13 protein-coding genes are annotated in these 18829 nt (G+C 65.9%); 10 read left to right on the top strand and 3 right to left on the bottom strand.

The features are described from left to right. Positions 1-22: 22 nt before the first annotated feature. The 3 genes from CHB99_RS11840 to CHB99_RS11830 all read left to right on the top strand — a co-directional run bounded on the left by CHB99_RS11840 (position 23) and on the right by CHB99_RS11830 (position 6989). Positions 23-3136: an efflux RND transporter permease subunit gene (locus CHB99_RS11840; protein ID WP_042129819.1), complete on the top strand. Its 3114-nt coding sequence runs from the start codon at positions 23-25 to the stop codon at positions 3134-3136. Next, on the top strand, positions 3133-4617 hold the full coding sequence (locus tag CHB99_RS11835) for an efflux transporter outer membrane subunit (RefSeq protein WP_042129820.1): 1485 nt from the start codon (positions 3133-3135) through the stop codon (positions 4615-4617). Before CHB99_RS11840 ends, CHB99_RS11835 begins: the two co-directional genes overlap by 4 nt. A 287-nt stretch (positions 4618-4904) precedes the next feature. After that, positions 4905-6989 (top strand): putative bifunctional diguanylate cyclase/phosphodiesterase, encoded by a 2085-nt coding sequence (locus CHB99_RS11830; protein WP_042129822.1) that lies wholly within the window; start codon positions 4905-4907, stop codon positions 6987-6989. A gap of 3 nt (positions 6990-6992) precedes the next feature. Here the strand turns inward: CHB99_RS11830 and CHB99_RS11825 are convergent, their stop codons facing one another. Further along, positions 6993-7253, bottom strand: a complete 261-nt coding sequence (locus CHB99_RS11825) for a DUF1652 domain-containing protein (RefSeq protein WP_042129824.1) — start codon at positions 7251-7253, stop codon at positions 6993-6995. Between the two features lie 304 nt (positions 7254-7557). Next, complete coding sequence (locus CHB99_RS11820; protein ID WP_042129826.1) at positions 7558-8205, bottom strand: DUF1345 domain-containing protein; 648 nt, start codon at positions 8203-8205, stop codon at positions 7558-7560. Between the two features lie 142 nt (positions 8206-8347). On the opposite strand from CHB99_RS11820, the gene CHB99_RS11815 reads away from it, so the two are divergent. After that, the gene (locus CHB99_RS11815) at positions 8348-9262 is read left to right on the top strand and encodes a site-specific integrase (protein ID WP_042129827.1); all 915 of its coding nucleotides are present in this window, start codon (positions 8348-8350) and stop codon (positions 9260-9262) included. 16 nt (positions 9263-9278) lie between these two features. Here the strand turns inward: CHB99_RS11815 and CHB99_RS11810 are convergent, their stop codons facing one another. Beyond that, complete coding sequence (locus tag CHB99_RS11810) at positions 9279-9503, bottom strand: phosphopantetheine-binding protein (RefSeq protein ID WP_042129829.1); 225 nt, start codon at positions 9501-9503, stop codon at positions 9279-9281. Positions 9504-9721: 218 nt separating this feature from the next. Between CHB99_RS11810 and CHB99_RS11805 the strand changes: the two genes are divergently transcribed. The 6 genes from CHB99_RS11805 (at position 9722) to CHB99_RS11780 (ending at position 18656) form a co-directional block, all read left to right on the top strand. After that, positions 9722-10441, top strand: coding sequence for a B3/B4 domain-containing protein (locus CHB99_RS11805; protein WP_052419553.1), 720 nt, complete (start codon positions 9722-9724; stop codon positions 10439-10441). A gap of 9 nt (positions 10442-10450) precedes the next feature. Further along, positions 10451-11380, top strand: coding sequence for a LysR family transcriptional regulator (locus tag CHB99_RS11800; protein WP_042129832.1), 930 nt, complete (start codon positions 10451-10453; stop codon positions 11378-11380). Positions 11381-11570: 190 nt separating this feature from the next. Further along, a complete protein-coding gene (locus CHB99_RS11795; protein WP_042129843.1) occupies positions 11571-12974 on the top strand; it encodes an amino acid permease in 1404 nt (467 codons plus the stop codon). A gap of 19 nt (positions 12975-12993) precedes the next feature. Next, positions 12994-14640 carry a thiamine pyrophosphate-dependent enzyme gene (locus tag CHB99_RS11790; protein WP_042129834.1) on the top strand — a complete coding sequence of 549 codons (1647 nt, stop codon included), beginning with the start codon at positions 12994-12996 and terminating at the stop codon, positions 14638-14640. A gap of 10 nt (positions 14641-14650) precedes the next feature. Then, positions 14651-15817, top strand: a complete 1167-nt coding sequence (locus tag CHB99_RS11785) for an amino acid aminotransferase (protein WP_042129836.1) — start codon at positions 14651-14653, stop codon at positions 15815-15817. Between the two features lie 595 nt (positions 15818-16412). After that, entirely contained in the window at positions 16413-18656 is a 2244-nt protein-coding gene (locus CHB99_RS11780) for a TonB-dependent receptor (RefSeq protein ID WP_042130757.1), read from the top strand. Positions 18657-18829: the final 173 nt, after the last annotated feature.

The raw sequence follows: 18829 nt of genomic DNA, 5'->3' as shown, positions 1-18829 counted from the left end.
GCCGACTGAGCGGGGGCCTGTCGTGAACCTGTCCGCGCCCTTCATCCGTCGCCCGGTGGCGACCATGCTCCTGAGCCTGGCGATCATGCTCCTGGGCGGTGTGAGCTTCGGCCTGCTGCCGGTGGCGCCGCTGCCGCAGATGGACTTCCCGGTGATCGTGGTCTCGGCCAGCCTGCCCGGGGCCAGCCCCGAAGTGATGGCGGCCACGGTGGCGACGCCGCTGGAGCGCAAGCTCGGCACCATCGCCGGGGTCACCACCCTGACCAGCGGCTCCAGCCAGGGCTCGACCCGGGTGATCCTCGGTTTCGACCTCGGTCGCGACATCGACGGCGCCGCGCGGGAAGTGCAGGCGGCGATCAACGCCACGCGCAACCTGCTGCCCAGCGGCATGAAAAGCATGCCCACGTACAAGAAGATCAACCCGTCGCAGGCGCCGATCATGGTCCTGTCGCTGACCTCCGACGTGCTGCAGAAGGGCCAGCTGTACGACCTGGCCTCGACCATCCTGTCGCAGAGCCTGTCCCAGGTTGCCGGGGTGGGCGAGGTGCAGATCGGCGGCAGTTCGCTGCCGGCGGTGCGCATCGAGTTGCAACCGAAGCTGCTCGCCCAGTACGGCCTGGCCCTGGAGGACGTGCGCGAAAGCGTGGCCGCGGCCAACCAGCGCCGGCCCATGGGCTTCGTCGAGGACGGCGAGCGCAACTGGCAGGTCCGCGCCAACGACCAGTTGGAGAAGGCCAGGGACTACGAGCCGCTGGTGATCCGCTACCAGGACGGTTCGCTGCTGCGCCTGAGCGATGTGGCCAAGGTCAGCGACGGGGTGGAGAACCGCTACAACAGCGGCTTCTTCAACGACCAGCAGGCCGTGCTGATCGTGATCAACCGGCAGACCAACGCCAACATCATCGAGACCGTCGAGCAGATCAAGGCACAGTTGCCGGCCCTGCAGTCGCTGCTGCCGTCCAGCGTCAAGCTGGACATCGCCATGGACCGCTCGCCGGTGATCAAGGCGACCCTCAAGGAAGCCGAGCACACCCTGCTGATCGCCGTGGTGCTGGTGGTGCTGGTGGTGTACCTGTTCCTCGGCAACTTCCGCGCCTCGCTGATCCCGACCCTGGCGGTGCCGGTGTCGCTGGTGGGCACCTTCGCGGTCATGTACCTGTGCGGTTTCTCCCTGAACAACCTGTCGCTGATGGCGCTGATCCTCGCCACCGGCCTGGTGGTGGACGACGCCATCGTGGTGCTGGAGAACATCTCCCGGCATATCGAGGACGGCCAGCCGCCGCTGCGCGCGGCCTACCTCGGCGCGCAGGAAGTGGGCTTCACCCTGCTGTCGATGAACGTCTCGCTGGTGGCGGTGTTCGTTTCCATCCTGTTCATGGGCGGCATCGTCAACGCGCTGTTCCGCGAGTTCTCGATCACCATGGCGGCGGCGATCGTCGTCTCCCTGCTGGTGTCCCTGACCCTGACCCCGATGCTCTGCGCGCGCTGGCTCAAGCCCCATGCGCGCGACGCCGGGCCGACCCGCCTGCAGCGCTGGAGCGACCGGGTCAACCAGCGCATGGTCGCCGGCTACGACCGCAGCCTGGGCTGGGCCCTGCGTCATCGGCGCCTGACCCTGCTCAGCCTGTTCGTCGCCGTCGGCGTCAATATCGCCCTCTACGTGGTGGTGCCCAAGACCCTGATGCCGCAGCAGGACACCGGCCAGTTGCAGGGTTTCATCCGGGGCGACGACGGCCTGTCGTTCAGCGTCATGCAGCCGAAGATGGAGATCTACCGCCGCGCCTTGCTCGCCGACCCGGCGGTGCAGAGCGTGGCCGGCTTCATCGGCGGCAACAGCGGCACCAACAACGCCATGGTCCTGGTGCGCCTGAAGCCGATCAAGGAGCGCAAGCTCGACGCCCAGGCGGTGATCGAGCGGCTGCGCAAGAACATGCCGCTGGTCCCCGGCGGACGCCTGTTCCTGATGGCCGACCAGGACCTGCAACTGGGCGGCGGCGGTCGCGACCAGACCACCTCGCAATACCTCTACACCCTGCAGAGCGGCGACCTCGCGGCCCTGCGCGAGTGGTACCCGAAAGTGGTGGCGGCGCTGCGCGCGCTGCCGGAACTGACCGCCATCGACGCCCGCGACGGCAGCGGTACCCAGCAGGTGACCCTGGTGGTCGACCGCGAACAGGCCAAGCGCCTGGGCATCGACATGAACATGGTCACCGCGGTGCTCAACAACGCCTACAGCCAGCGGCAGATCTCGACCATCTACGACAGCCTCAACCAGTACCAGGTGGTGATGGAGATCAACCCGAAATACGCCCAGGACCCGAGCACCCTGGAGCAGGTCCAGGTGATCACCGCCGACGGCGCGCGGGTGCCGCTGGCGACCTTCGCCCGCTACGAGAACAGCCTGGCCAACGACCGCGTCAGCCACGAAGGGCAGTTCGCCTCCGAGGACATCTCCTTCGATGTCGCCGAGGGCCACAGCACCGACCAGGCCCTGGCCGCGGTGGAGCGCGCGGTGGCGAAACTGGGCCTGCCGGAAGCGGTGATCGCCAAGCTCGGCGGCACCGCCAACGCCTTCGCCAAGACCCAGGAAGGCCAGCCGCTGATGATTCTCGGCGCCCTGGTGCTGGTGTACCTGGTGCTGGGCATTCTCTACGAGAGCTACATTCATCCGCTGACCATCCTTTCAACCTTGCCGTCGGCCGGAGTAGGGGCCTTGCTCACCCTGTACGTGACGGGAGGCGAGTTCAGCCTGATCTCCCTGCTGGGCCTGTTCCTGCTGATCGGCGTGGTGAAGAAGAACGCCATCCTGATGATCGACCTGGCCCTGCAACTGGAGCGCAATGACGGCCTGAGCCCGGACGAATCGATCCGCCGCGCCTGCCTGCTGCGCCTGCGGCCGATCCTGATGACCACCCTGGCGGCGATCCTCGGCGCCTTGCCGCTGCTGCTGGGCAGCGCCGAAGGCTCGGAAATGCGCCAGCCGCTGGGGCTGACCATCATCGGCGGCCTGGTCTTCAGCCAGGTGCTCACGCTTTACACCACCCCGGTGGTCTATCTCTACCTGGACCGCCTGCGCCATCGCTTCAACCGCTGGCGCGGAGTGCGGACCGACGCTGCCCTGGAAACCCCGCTATGAGCCAACGTTCGTTTCTTTCCGACCCTTCGCTGATGCGCCTGCTCGGTGCTCGCGGCTCGCGCCTGCTGGGCGCCGGGCTGTGCCTGGCGATGCTCAGCGCCTGTACCCTGAGCCCGGACTACCAGCGCCCCGAGATGCACACCGAGGTGCCGTTCAAGCATGCCGAGGGCTGGACCCGGGCCAATCCTTCCGACGCCCTGGCCCGCGGCGCCTGGTGGGAGCTGTACGGCGATGCGCAGCTCAACGGCCTGGTCGAGGAGTTGAATGCCGGCAACCAGACCGTGCAGCAGTACGCCGCCCAGTACCGCCAGGCCCAGGCTCTGGTGCGCAGCTCGCGGGCGGCGCTGTTTCCCAGTCTCGACCTGAGCGCGGGCAAGACCCGTTCCAGCCAGGGCACCGGCAGCAGCAGTTCGAGCCTGAGCAACAGCAGCAGCGGGATCCGCGACACCTACAACGCGCAACTGGGGGTGAGCTGGGAAATCGACCTGTGGGGCAAGCTGCGCGAAGGCCTCGATGCCAACCAGGCCAGTGCCCAGGCCAGCCTCGCGGACCTGGCGGCGATACGCTTGAGCCTGCAGTCGGAACTGGTGCAGAACTACCTGCAGTTGCGGGTGATGGACGAACAGAAGCGTCTGCTCGAAGCCACCCTGGCGGCGTATCGGCGTTCGCTGAAGATGACCGAGAACCAGTACCAGGCCGGGGTTTCCGGCAAGGACGCGGTGGCCCAGGCGCGGACCCAGCTGAAGAGCACCGAGGCCGACCTGGTGGACCTGGTCTGGCAGCGTGCGCAGCTGGAAAACGCCATTGCCGTGCTGCTCGGCAAGCTCCCGGCCGAGTTCGCCGTGGCGCCGACCCGCGATATTCCGGGGCTGCCGCAGGTGCCACTGGCCTTGCCCTCGCAGTTGCTGGAGCGGCGCCCGGACATCGCCTCGGCGGAGCGCAAGGTGATGGCGGCCAACGCCAACATCGGCGTGGCCCGCGCCGCGTACTTCCCGGACCTGAGCCTGAGCCTGAGCGGCGGCTACAGCAGTAGCAGCTTCAGTGACTGGATCAGCCTGCCGAACCGCTTCTGGTCGGTGGGGCCGAGCCTGGCCATGACCCTGTTCGATGCCGGCAAGCGTTCGGCGGAAGTCGACCGCAGCGTGGCGGTGTATGACCAGACCGTGGCGCAGTACCGGCAGGCCGTGCTGGACGGGTTCCGCGAGGTGGAGAACTACCTGGTGCAGCTCAAGGTCTACGCCGACGAGGCCGAGATACGCCAGCAGGCACTGGAATCGGCGCGGGAGTCGCTGCGCCTGACCGAGAACCAGTACAAGGCCGGGTTGATCGGCTACCTGGATGTGGTCAACGTGCAGACCACCGCGCTGAGCAACGAGCGCAGCGTGCTGACCCTGCTGCAGGGAAGGCTGGTGGCCAGCGTGCAGTTGATCGCCGCGCTGGGTGGCGGCTGGGATGCGCAGGCGGCGTTCGCCGAGGAGTGACGGGCTACCGGCGCTGTAGGAGCGTGGCTTGCCCGCGAAAGGACCGCGCAGCGGTCCCAATTCTGCGGAGACTGGATTAGGCCTGCTCTGCAGGCCTTCGCAGGCGAGCCAGCTCCTACAGGGGGCGCGCAGCCCAGCCTCGCAGGCACGCCGGCCAGTGAACGCCAGCGTGCAGTCGTTTCATCTGGCCATCACTGAAACTCCGTGCGTTTCGCCAAAGCTTGAGTACAATCATCGGATTTTTGGGCTGGCACATTGCCCCCGTCGTACCCGTCCTGGATTCCTTCATGCTGATCGGCAGTTATTCCCCCTCTCTGGTAGTGATTTCCCTGTGCGTGGCGATCCTCGCCTCCTATACCGCCCTCGATCTCACCGGACGCCTGGCCACCGCCAAGGGGCGTGCCGCCTTCCTGTGGATGGCGGGTGGTGCGCTGGCCATGGGCATGGGTATCTGGTCGATGCATTTCATCGGCATGCTCGCCTTCAGCCTGCCGATCCAGTTGGGCTACGACATCACCCTGACCCTGTTGTCGCTGGTCATCGCCGTGCTGTCCTCGGGCTTCGCCCTGTGGCTGGTCAGCCAGCGCAGCCTGCCGCTGCGCATGTTGCTGCTCGGCGCCGCGATCATGGGCGCGGGGATCGCCTGCATGCACTACACCGGCATGGCGGCGATGCGCATGCAGCCGGGGATCGAGTACGACCCGCTGCTGTTCGGCCTGTCCCTGCTGATCGCCGTCGGTGCCTCGATGGCGGCGTTGTGGATCGCCTTCCGCCTGCGCCGCAACACCCCCTACGTGCGTCAGGTGCGCGGCGGCGCGGCGGTACTGATGGGCGTGGCCATCGTCGGCATGCACTACACCGGCATGGCCGCGGCGAATTTCCCCGAAGGCAGTTTCTGCGGCGCCTTCGACAGCGGTTTCAACGGTGACGGCCTCGATTACCTGGTGCTGATCACCACCCTGGCGGTGCTGGCGGTGGCGCTGCTGACCTCGGTGCTGGATGCCCGCCTGGAGGCCCGTACCGCCGAGCTTGCGCGCTCGCTGACCCTGGCCAACCAGGAACTGACCCAACTGGCCCTGCACGACACCCTCACCGGGCTGCCCAACCGCACCCTGCTGGCCGACCGCATCGACCAGGCGATGAGCAAGGTGGCGGAGCAGGGCGGCTGCTTCGCCCTGATGTTCATCGACCTGGACGGTTTCAAGCCGGTCAACGACGCCTTTGGCCATCACACCGGCGACCAGTTGCTCAAGGAAGTGGCCGTGCGCCTGCGCGGCCACCTGCACAGCCAGGACACCCTGGCGCGTATCGGCGGCGACGAATTCGTCCTGCTGGTGGAGCTGGACGACCCGGACGACGCGGTCAACGTCGCCGCCAAGCAGGTCAATCTGGTATCCCGGGCCTTCAAGGTGGCCGAGCAGAGCCTGCAGATCTCGGCGAGCATCGGCATCGTTCTCTACCCCGGCAACGGCCTCGACCAGCACGAACTGCTGCGCAACGCCGATGCCGCCATGTACCACGCCAAGAGCGGCGGCAAGAACGGCTACAGCTTCTTCGACGTGTCGATGAACAGCAACGCGCGCCTGCAACTGCAACTGCTGCAGGACCTGCGCACCGCAGTGGAAGAGAAGCAGTTCCGCCTGTTCTACCAGCCCAAGTACGACGCCATCGGCCGCCATCCGATCGGCGCCGAAGCCTTGCTGCGCTGGGATCACCCGAGCATGGGCCTGCTGTTGCCGGACCGTTTCATCGTGCTGGCGGAAAAGACCGGGCTGATCATCCCGATTGGCGAATGGGTGCTGGAAGAGGCCTGCCGGCAGATGCGCGAGTGGGTCGACCAGGGCTACAGCGACTGGCGCATCGCGGTGAACCTTTCGGCCATCCAGTTCTGCCATGCCGGGCTGGTCGACAGCGTCGCCGCGGCGTTGCAGCGCAACGGCCTGGCACCCAACAGCCTGACCCTGGAAATCACCGAGACCACCGCCATGCGCGATGCCGACGCCAGCCTGTGCGTGCTGCAGAGTCTGTCGGACATGGGCGTGGACCTGTCGATCGACGACTTCGGCACCGGCTATTCCAGCCTGATGTACCTCAAGCGCCTGCCGGCCAACGAGTTGAAGATCGACCGTGGTTTCGTTCGCGACCTGGAGCAGGACAGCGACGATGCCGCGATCGTCTCGGCCATCGTCGCCCTGGGCCAGGCGCTGGGCCTGCGTATCGTCGCCGAAGGCGTGGAAACCGATCGCCAACAGGACTTCCTGACCCGCCTGGGCTGCGATTCGCTGCAGGGCTATCTGCTCGGCCAGCCGGTACCGGCCGAGCGCTTTCTCAAGGATATCGAGCGGGTGAAGGCGGCCCAGGCGCGCGTCTGAGCGTCAGGCCGAACGCCTGATGGCGCAGGACGGCTGGAAGGCTTCCAGTTCGTCTTCCACCGCCTCGATGATCCGCTCCACATCGTGGGCGGCCATGACGGTGGAGCAGGGGATGCCGGCGATCGCCAGCAGGGTTTCGCCGGTGGCCCGGTCGAAGAGGCGGGCGACCATACTGCGCGGCGCATCCATGCTCGCTTCGAAGCCCAGAGGGTGAAAATGCCAGCGCATCATCTGGCATGCGCCAGGGAACGTGAGTTTGTTCATGCAGGCCTCCTTGTACCGCGCGACGATGACCTCGGATGAATCTGTAGGCCTTTTCCAGCCCGAGGCTAACCATAGCAGTATTACTTTGTAGGAAAAGGAATAATTCCCGCTGCTTTTTACCGTTCCATGACCGTTGTCACATTCGCGTCCGCTAGCGATTTTTTGCGCAAACGTTTTCTCCGCCGCTTTCATCCGTCCGACCGGGACACCGCGACGGAATACCGGCGGTCGCCGCCACTGATTGGATCCAAAGTTTCCGACCAATGGCGTGATTGCAAATGCCTGTCATTCCGGCGCAAACGTTTCAGTTGAGAAGGCCGGCGGCGATGTTCACGGTGAAGCCGAGAATCGCGGTATTGAACAGGAAGCCGATCAGCGAATGCAGCAGCACCACTCGCCGCATGCGGCGGCCAGCGATGCCGACATCGGAGGTCTGCACGGCGACGCTGATGGTGAAGGAGAAGTAGTGGAAGTCCCAGTAATCGGGATGCCGCTCGCCGTCGGCGAAGCGCAGCAGTGGCTCCTTGCCGTCGCAGGTATAGAACAGGCGGGCGTAGTGCAGGCTGAAGATGGTGCCGATCAGCAGCCACGAGCCGGCCACGGTCAGCCCGGTGCAGGCGTAGTGCAGAAGCAGCGCCTGGCCGTGCAGTTGCTGGCTGCCGACCAGTTGCAGGGTGACCGCGGCGAGGCTGGCGATCGCGGCGATGCTGACCACGAACAGCACCAGCGCGGCGTTCTCGTCTTCCACGTCGGCGGTGCGCCGGACCGCGTCGGCGCTGGCCTTCAGGGTCAGGTGCAGGACCAGCAGCAGGTAGATCCACACCGCGATGTTCCACCCCAGCAGCACATGCTGGACGCTGTCCTCGGCGGGGATGAACAGCCCGCCGAGGAGCCCGATCAGCGCGGCGATGCTCAGGCGGGGATGGGTACGAGCCAGTTTGTGGAATGTCATGTGACCTCGGTGCGCGGGTGGTTCCGGCAACTGTAGACGTTACCCCGCGCGTCGGCGTTGCGTCGCAGGGGCTTGCCGCTGCCGCCGCGCTCGGTCATCCTGCGCCGCTTCGGTCACCCACGCTGTCGAGGAACCCCAAGGTTTGCCCGAGTCACTGTCCAATCCGCTGTCGCAATATCTCGCCCGACTGGCACCTTCCAGCCAGTTGACCATGAAGTACGTGCTCCAGGATGCCGCCGACCGCCTCGGTTTCGCGGACATCGACATCCTCGACGTGCCCTGGCACGGCCTCGATCCCGCCCATGTCACCGACCTGGTGGCGGCGCTGCGTGGCGACGGCTATGCGCCCAACAGCACCTCGCTGTACGTCAACGCCATTCGCGGGGTGATGAACGAAGCCTGGCGCCTGGGCCTGATCGACCAGGAACGGCTGCTGCGCATTCGAGAGGTGAAGGGCGTGCAGGGCAGCCGCCTGCCGGTGGGGCGCAACCTCAAGCGCAGCCTGATCCGCGAACTGATGGACGTCTGCGCCGCCGACCCGCGGCCCCAGGGCCTGCGCGATGCGGCGGTGATCGCCCTGCTGTACGGCACCGGCATGCGCAAGTCGGAGTCGGTCAACATCGACCTGGACCAGGTCGACTTCGTCGAGCGCAGCCTGCGGGTGCTGGGCAAGGGCAACAAGCAGCTGGTCAAGTACGCGCCGGTGTGGGCGTTCGAAAAACTCGATGCCTGGCTCAAGCTGCGCCGCGAGCACCTGCCGGCGGGGCAGACCGACGATGCGTTCCTGTTCAACCGCATCCGCCGCGGCAGCCATATCACCCGCGAGCGCATCACCAAGCACGCCATCTACTACATCGCCCGCCAGCGCGGCCAGCAGGTCGGGGTGAAGATCATGCCCCACGACTTCCGCCGCTCGTTCATCACCCGGGTGATCGAGGAGCACGACCTGTCCATCGCGCAGAAGCTGGCGCACCACAGCAACATCCAGACCACCGCCAACTACGACATGCGCGACGACAACGAGCGCAGGCGGGCCGTTGACCGGTACGACTATTGAGCGTGATGGACAGGGACTATTTTTTCGTCAGGGCGATGAGCTGGCCGACAGTGGTTTCCGCTGAAATGGCATTGTCGGGGATCCTGCTTGCGATCTGCTCCTGGAGCTCCAGGAGCACTTCCACGACGTCCAGTGAGTCCAGCCCCAGGTCCATCAACCTGTCCTGAGCTGTCGGGGTCCGGTTCAGGTTCAAGTGCTCGACGAGGAATCGGATGACCTCTTCGCTGTGTTTGTCCGCCATTTCCGCTGCTCCTGTAGGGTGGACGACAGCGCCATTGGAACAGAGCGGCGAGCCCCGCGAAACTGACAGAAATATCAGGTGCCGCAGCGAGGGAGTATCCGTTTCGCGCATAGCTGCCATGCACGAAGCGGTGACTTCGCCGCACCCGGACGGGTGCTATAGTCGCGCCACCCGGCTTGGCCAAGCTGCCTGATTCCCGCCTCGCACAAGGAGCGCCTGTGAGCACCTTCACCTATTCGGTCAGCCCCGAGATCTTCCACGACCACCCCGGCTACCGCCGCGGCGTCGTGGTGTTCCGCAACCTCGACAACCGCCACCCCGACGTCGAACTCACCGCTCAGTTGCGCGCCAGCGAAGACGGCCTGCGCCAACGCATCTCCGGCAACCCCGCCGACTTCCCGCAGATCGCCGCCTGGCGCGAGGCCTATCGACGCTTCGGCGCCAAGCCGTCGGAACATCGCAGCGCCATCGAGGCCCTGAGCCGCCGCGTGCTCAAGCCCGACAGCCTGCCGGACATCAACCCGCTGGTGGATATCGGCAACCTGCTGTCCTTGCGTTACCTGCTGCCGGCCGGCGTGCACCCCATCGCGCTGCAGTCGCGCGAAATCGAGCTGCGCAAGGCCTGTGACGATGACCGCTTCCTGGTCGAACAAGGCGTGGAGCCGGAAAACATCGCCAGTGGCGAGATCGTGCTGGCCGCCGGTGCTCGCGTCCTGACCCGGCGCTGGACCTGGCGCCAGGCCGCCGATACCCGCACCCTGGCCGACACCGATTGCGTGTTCTTCGATATCGACGGTCTGCCGCCCACCAGCGCTGCCGATGTGCAGGCGGCCATGGCCGACCTGGTGGAACTGGTGGCGCGCTTCTGTGGCGGCGAGTGTGTCGGCCACGGGGTGCTGCACAGCGGGCAGCCGACCCTGACCCTCGACCTCGTCTGAGGACCCGCCATGGGCCCGGCCTTCAACAACCTCAGCATCGGTCAGTTGCGGGTGCTGCTGACGCTGCTGGAAGTGCGCAACCTCAGCCACGCGGCGACGCGCCTGGGCACCAGCCAGTCGGCGCTGAGCCGGCATCTGGCGCAGTTCCGCGAGGCCTTCGGCGATCCGCTGCTGGTGCGCCAGGGCCGCCAGTACATCCTCAGCGAGCGTGGCCTGGAGTTGCTGGAGCCGGTCAGGGCCGTGCTTGGCCAACTGGAGGATCTGGGGACGCCGTCGCGGTTTGCCCCGGCTACCTGCGAGCGGCGTTTCGCCTTGGCCGGGTCCGATCATGTCGCCCAGTACATTCTTCCCGAATTGCTGCGCGACCTGGCCCAGGTGGCGCCACGGGTCAGCATCGACTTCCGCCCGTGGGAGGCCAACCGTTTCGACTGGCTGGCCAGCGGCAAGATCGACCTGGCCACCAGCATGATCGAGGACACCCCGGCGGAGTTTCACGGTCGGGTCATCGGCGAGGACATGGCGGTGTGCTGCATGCGCCAGGACCATCCGCTGGCGACGGCCGGGACGCTGGGGGTCGAGCAGTTCCTCGCCTGGCCGCACCTGAAGATCAGCACCGGCGGCGACAAGGACAGCTTCGTCGATGCCTGGCTGCGCAAGCACAACCTGCACCGCGACCTCAAGCTGACGGTGCCGTACTACTCGGCGGCGCTGGCGGTGCTGCGCGGCAGCGACATGCTGCTGATGCTGCCGGAGCACATTGCGCGCAAATGGGCCGAGCAGGCCGGGGTCTGCTATCGGCCACTGGCCTTTGTCCAGCATGCATTCCGCTACTGGGTGGTGTGGCATAGCCGCACCCATGGGTCGGCGGAGCAGCAGTGGTTTCGCAAGTTCATCCATGACCATTGCCGGGGCTCGCAGTTTCTCAGCCCCGGTGCCTGAAACTATCCAGCCCTCGCATAGTTGCCATTCAATATTGCCGGCTGTTCATCAAGCACGTTGCTGTTAACTTGAACGTCGACGAAGTGCAACGACAACTTCGCAGCCAATAAGACATTGCAATCCAACCTGCCGAACTATCGTCGGGTGCGGACCCTGCCGCGCCCGAAAAAACAATATGGACAACAAGACGATGAGCAGAGCCACAACTTCCGACTCCGCCCTGGCGCGGGGACTTTCCAATCGCCATATCCAGATGATCGGCCTCGGCGGCGCCATCGGCACCGGCCTGTTCCTTGGCAGTGCCGGGGTGATGAAACTGGCCGGGCCTTCGCTGTTGCTGGGCTACGCCTTCGCCGGCCTGATCGCCTTCCTGATCATGCGCCAGCTCGGCGAGATGCTGGTGGACGAGCCGGTGTCCGGCTCCCTCAGCCATTTCTCCAACAAGTATTGTTCGGGCTTCCTCGGCTACCTGGCCGGCTGGAACTACACCGCCGGCTACATCCTGGTGGGTATGGCCGAGCTCACCGCGGTGGGCAAGTACGTGCAGTTCTGGTGGCCGGAAATCCCCACCTGGGCCTGTGCCGCGTTCTTCTTCGTGCTGGTCAACGGCCTCAACCTGCTGGCGGTGAAGATCTATGGCGAGACCGAGTTCTGGTTCGCGGTGATCAAGGTGACCGCGGTGCTGCTGATGATCGCCCTCGGCGCCTGGTTGCTGTTCGGTCCGACACCGCCCGCGGGCGCGGCGGTCAGCAACCTGTGGAGCCATGGCGGCTTCGTGCCCAACGGCGTCGGCGGCCTGCTGCTGGCCATGCCGCTGATCATGTTCGCGTTCGGCGGCCTGGAGTTCATCGGCTTCACCGCCGGCGAGGCCCGTGATCCGCAGCGCACCATTCCCAGCGCGATCAACAAGGTTCTGCACCGCATCGGCCTGTTCTACATCGGCGCCCTGGCGGTGCTGCTGGCCCTGACGCCGTGGGACGACCTGGTGGCCTCGCTGTCGGCCGGCGGCGATCCGTACAGCGCCAGCCCGTTCGTGAAGATCCTCGACCTGCTGGGCATCGGCGCCGCCGCCCATGTGCTCAACCTGGTGGTGCTGACCGCGGCGCTGTCGGTGTACAACGGGGTGGTCTATTGCACCGTGCGCCAGTTGCACGCCATGGCCGGGCAGGGCCATGCGCCGCGGCGTCTGCTCAAGCTCAACCGCAACGGGATTCCGGTGAATGCGTTGTTCGTCACCGCCGCGGTGACGGCGCTGGCGGTGCTGCTGAACTGGGTTTCACCCAACGGTACCCTGGAACTGCTGATGGCCCTGGTGGTTGCCACCACGATCATGAACTGGATGCTCACCAGTTATACCCACCTGAAGTTTCGCCGGGCCAAACAGGTGGCGGGGGAGAGTACAAGTTACAAGTCCCCGCTGTTTCCCTTGAGCAACTATCTGTGCATCGTTTTTATTGGCGCAATCATGGCGATCATGGCCTTCATTCCCTCGATGCAACTTTCCGTCTGGTTGATTCCGCTCTGGCTGATGTTGATATACGGCACGTACCGCAAATATCACGCCAGCAAGTCCGGCGCCCTGCATTTCGAATAATCCGCAACAGGTAATAACGATGAAAAGCGAACTCCCAGCTGTTCAACAGCTCACGGGCGGCGAAGCCCTGGTCGAAAGCCTCAAGCTGCACGGTGTCGATACCGTCTTTGCACTGCCCGGTGCGCAGATCTACGGCCTGACCGATGCCCTGGCGCGCAATGCCGACAGCATTCGCACCCTTGGCGCCCGCCATGAGCAGACCAGCGCTTACATGGCCTTCGGCTACGCCCGTTCCAGCGGACGCCCGGGCGTGTTCAGCGTGGTGCCCGGCCCCGGCATCCTCAATGCCAGCGCCGCGATGCTCACGGCGCATGGCTGCAATGCGCCGGTGCTGGCGCTGACCGGCGATGTGATGAGCGGTTTCAAGGATCGCGGTCGCGGCCAGTTGCACGAGTTGCCGCGCCAGCTGGAAATCCTCCAGGGCATCGGCAAGCACGCCGCCCACATCGAGCAGCCGGCGGATGCGCCGTGGCGGGTGGCCCAGGCATTCCAGGCCATGCAGTCCGGACGCCCGGGCGTGGTGTCGCTGCAGGCGTCGTGGGACTTCTTCACCCGCAGCGCCGCCGTGCGCCTGCAGGCCCCGCTGGCCCTGCAAGCGAAGCCACCCGTGGATACCGATGCGGTGGAGCGTGCGGCAAAGCTGTTGAGCGCGGCGAAGGCGCCGATGATCTTCGTCGGTTCCGGTGCCCTGGAGGCCAGCGCCGAGGTCGGGCAACTGGCGGAGGTGCTGGGAGCGCCGGTGGTGAGTTTCCGGGGCGGTCGCGGCGTGGTCGCCGACGACCATCCGCTGGGCTTTACCGTGGCGGCCGGTGCGCGCCTGTGGCCACAGACCGATGTGGCGGTGGTGATCGGCTCGCGCTTCGAGCTCCTGGATATTCGCTGGCGCCATCGCCCGGACGGGCTGAAGTTGATCCGTATCGATATCGACCCGGCCGAGGTGCGGCGCATTCCCGCCGAGGTGAACCTGCTGGCGGACGCCGCCGAAGGAGCCGGCGCCCTGGCCGAGGCGGTGCTGCGTGCCGGCCCGCCACGGCGTCGCGATGCCGAAGTCGCCGAGGCCAAGGCCGCGGCGGAGCAGGCCATCCAGTGCGTACAGCCGCAACTGGATTACCTGCGGGTGATCCGCGACGTGCTGCCCCGGGACGGTTTCTTCGTCGAGGAAATCTCCCAGGTGGGCTTCACCTCGATCTTCGGTTTCCCGGTGTACCAGCCGCGAACCCTGGTCACCTCGGGGCACCAGGGCACCCTCGGCTTCGGTTTCCCTACCGCGCTGGGGGTCAAGGCGGCGCATCCACACAAGGCGGTGGTGTCGATCTGCGGTGACGGCGGTTTCATGTTCGCCGCGCAGGAACTGGCCACGGCGGTGCAGTACGGGCTGAACCTGGTGACCATCGTGTTCAACAACAACGCCTTCGGCAACGTCTACCGCGACCAGCAGGAAAGCTTCGGCGGCCGCCTGCTCGGCTCGGAGCTGGTCAATCCGGATTTCGTCCGCTTCGCCGAGTCCTTCGGCGTGCAGGCCTTGCGCGTGGCCTCGCCGGCGCAGTTGCGTCCGGTGCTGGAGCAGGCCTTCGCCGCGGAGCGTCCGGTGCTGATCGAGGTCAGCGTGCCCCGTGGCAGCGATGCCAGCCCGTGGCAGTTCCTCCACCCGACCTTTGCCCAGTAAGGAGTTGCAGATGTTCGAACATGTCGAGACCTATCCCGGTGACCCGATCCTGTCGTTGATGGACGACTACCAGCGCGATCCGCGGGCGGACAAGGTCAACCTCAGCATCGGCTTCTACTACGACGGCGCGGGCCAGGTGCCGGTGCTGTCCTCGGTGCGCCAGGCCCGGGCGCTGCTGGAGGCGCGGGCGGAGACGGCCAACCTGTACCTGCCCATGGACGGCCACGGCGGCTTCCGCGAGGCGGTGCAGCGCTACCTGTTCGCCGACAGCGACAACCCGCGCATCGTCACCCTGCAAAGCGTCGGTGGCTCCGGAGCGTTGCGTGTCGGTGCGGATTTTCTCAAGCGCTGGTACCCGGATTCGCAGGTCTGGGTCAGCGACCCGACCTGGGACAACCACCTGGCGATCTTCCAGGGCGCGGGCTTCGGGGTGAACCGCTATCCGTACCTTGACGCCAGCGGCCAGCAGGTAGATTTCCAGCGGCTGCTGCAGGTCTTCGCCACGCTGCCGGCCAACAGCATCGTGCTGCTGCATGCCTGCTGCCACAACCCCACCGGTGTGGACCTGGCGCCGGGGCAGTGGGATGCGTTGTACGCGGTGTGCCGCGAGCGTTCGCTGATCCCGTTTCTCGACGCCGCCTACCTGGGGCTGGGGGAGGGGCTGGATGAAGACGCCTACGCCATTCGCGCGCTGGCCAGGGCCGGGATCACCGGGTTGGTGAGCAATTCGTTTTCCAAGGTGTTCTCGCTGTATGGCGAGCGGGTCGGGTCGTTGTCGGTGGTCTGCGACAGCGTCGAGATCGCCGGGCGGGTGGCCGGGCAGTTGAAGGGAACGGTGCGGACCAACTATTCCAACCCGCCACGGCATGGCGCGGAGCTGGTGGCGACGATTTTCTCGGATGTCGGATTGAATGCGCTGTGGCGCGAAGAGCTGGATGCCATGCGCGAGCGCATGCTGGCGATGCGGCGGGCGTTGTACGAGCGGGTGAAACCTCTCGACCTGGACTATCTGCTGCGGCAGAAGGGCATGTTCAGCTACACCGGATTGAGCGCTGCGGCGGTCGATCGCATTCGCGAGCGGCATGGTGTGTACCTGATCCGCAGCGGGCGCATGTGCGTCGCCGGACTTAACGAATCCAACCTGGACCAGGTGGCCAGGGCGCTTTCGGACCATTGAGAGGGCAATTGCCTCTTGCGCCCTTCGGGGCGTTTTTTTTGGGTTTTTCATGGAGACCGCATCAAGGCCGCCAGGTGCCTGTCTTGAGGCTTGCAGCGCTCTTGAGATCGAGCGCCGCCCGCGCGGCGCATCGCGAGCGCGCTCGCTCCTACATTTTTTGCAACGTACCTATGCCTGACAGGCCATGGTTGACCGCCTTGTGTGCACGACGCGGTATCGCGTCGACCCAACAGCTTCCCCGCGATAAATCGCCAAGCGCCAAAGGCTGGCAACGCCGCTCTCACAGGCCATGGCACGTTGCAAAAAATGTAGGAGCGAGCGTGCTCGCGATGCGCCGCGCGGGCGGCGCTCGATCTCAAGAGCGCTACAACACTCAAGACAGGCACCTGGCGCCTTGATGCGGTCCCCCGACAAGCCTTCGAAGAGCTCCCTCCCACACATTCACCTGCGTCCAAGGCAGCAACGGGTTGCTGAGCCCTTGCTCCTGACGCAGCAATCCGCCCCCGATAACCAGCACAACCCCCGTCCTGCAAGGCCTCCAGCCCCTGGCACGGCCATTGCCATGCTGCTCTCATCCGTATAAAGAGAGCTGCCCATGACCCTCCCGTTTCGCCGCCATCGCCTGGCGCTTCTGATCACTGCCGCCTTGCTGCCCGCCCAGCCCTTGCTGGCCGCCGAACCTGACGACACCCCGGAGAAAAAGCCGGACGCCCTGCCCACCGTGACCGTCACCGCGCAGAAGCGCGAGGAATCGCTGCAGGATGTCGCCGCCGCGGTGTCCGCGGTTTCCGGCAAGAGCATCCTTGAAACCGGTGGCGGCTTCACCGCCGGCAAGGCCCTGCGCGATGTGCCCAACGCCATCGCCCCGGAGTTCGCCGGCAACCAGCGCCCACGCTGGTACATCCGCGGCATGGGCTCGGGGGACATGGCCTCGACCACGGTCTACCCGGTGGGCATCTACTTCGACGACACCTATATCAGCCCGCATATCGCCACCGGCGCTCCGCTCTACGACCTGGAACGGGTGGAAATCCTTCGCGGCCCGCAGGGCACCCTGTGGGGCAAGAACACCACCGGTGGGGCGATCAACTTCGTCTCGCGCAAGCCGCAGTTCGAGGAGGGCAACGGCTACTTCAAGGTCGATGCCGGCAACTACGACGCGCGCCAGTACGAAGGTGCCTACGGCGGCACGCTGGTGGAGGATCGCCTGGCCGCGCGGGTGGCCTTCGTCGACCAGAGCCGCGATGGCCAGTTGAAGAACATCGTCGATGATCACACCGTCGGCGATGTTCACGACCAGTCCGTGCGTGCGCAATTCCTCGCGCGCCTGAGCGATGACCTCGACGCCACCCTGCAACTGCGCTCCCGCGACTACAAGGGCCAGGGCATCGCCACCCGCGCCTGGGGCGCCGGGCCCGGCGGGACCACGCTGTTCGGCCCGGCGCCGGCGGTGGACGACGACGAAGCGGCGTTCACCGGCAAGGCCGAAGACCGTATCCAGCACAACGGTGTGCAGTTGAACCTGCAATGGGCGCTGGGCGAACTGACCCTGGACTCGATCACCGCCTTCGACGATATCCAGGAAAAGGCCCAGGGGCCGAACATGGGCATCTACGAATTCGGCCGTTCCCATGGCGACGATCACTGGCGCCAGGTGTCCCAGGAACTGCGCCTGTCCTCGGCGCGGAACCAGCCGGTGAGCTGGATCGTCGGCACCCACCTGTTCCACGAGAACCTCGACAGCGCCAACAGCAGCGCCATCCTGCCCACGGCCTACAACGCGCCGTTCGGCGTTGCCAGCTATGGCCGTACCGACCTCGAACAGACCACCACCAGCTACGCGCTGTTCGGCAGCTCGACCTGGCAGGCCACGGATGACCTGAGCCTGACCCTCGGCCTGCGCTGGACCCGCGAGACCAAGGACATCGACCTGCACCGGGTTGCCGCGACGGATGCCGCCGACGTGTCCTTCGGCGGCGTCGAGGGCTGGTGGAAGCAATACACCGGTGCCCTGGCCACGGTCGCCAGCCAGGACGAAAAGCGCACCTGGAACAAGCTGACCTACGATTTCACCCCCGAGTACCAGCTCAACGACAACGCCCGGGTGTATTTCCGCTACGCCAAGGGCTTCCGTTCCGGCGGCTTCAACGGCGGGGCGACGGTGCAGGTCGAGGCCTCGGTGGTGGCGCCGGAGAACGTCGATGCCTACGAGCTGGGGATCAAGAGCGAATGGTTCGACGAGCGCCTGGTCGCCAACGCCAACGTCTTCTACTACGACTACGCCGATATCCAGGTGAACAACGTTTCGGTCAGCAACGGTCAGGTGATCTCGCTGCTGACCAACAGCGGCGCCGGGGTGATTCGCGGGGCGGAGTTCGAAGTCCAGGCGCTGCCGTTGCAGAACCTGCAACTGCGGGGTTCGCTGGGGTTGCTGCATACCGAATTGAAGGACTTCTCGTCGCCGGGCGGGCCGGATTATTCCGGCAACCGCATTGCCCGGTCGCCGTCGCGGACCCTGTCGGTGGGGGCGAGCTATCGGATTCCATTGGAAGGGGGTGATGCCGTGACCCTGGACAACAGCTGGCGCTACCAGAGCCGCATCTACTTCCTGCCGACCGCGCAGGAGGACCACAGCGTGTCGCAGGGCGGCTATACCCTGGGCAATGCCAGCCTGACCTACCATTTTGGCGGGCGCCAGGACCTGGACGTCAGTGCCTACGTGAACAACCTCACCGACAAGCGCTACAAGACCGACAGCGTGCCGCTGCCGTTCGATGTCGCCTGGGATGCGCGGGGGGATCGGCGGACGTATGGGGTGTCGGTGACCAGCCATTTCTGATCCGCAATCCGTTGTGGGCTTGCCGGGACACCGAATCAGGGCTGCCAGGTGTCTGTCTTGAGTCTTGCAGTGCCCTCAAGATCGAGCGCCGCCCGCGCGGCGCATCGCGAGCACGCTCGCTCCTTGTATGTTGTGTCTGACCTGATGCAGGAGGTTATTCTCGTCAGGTTGAA

Origin of the sequence: Pseudomonas japonica, assembly GCF_900188455.1 — a bacterium.
GTDB lineage: Bacteria > Pseudomonadota > Gammaproteobacteria > Pseudomonadales > Pseudomonadaceae > Aquipseudomonas > Aquipseudomonas japonica.
The sequence above is the reverse complement of the archived record's forward strand: the minus strand, read 5'-3'. Positions and strand labels throughout refer to the sequence as shown.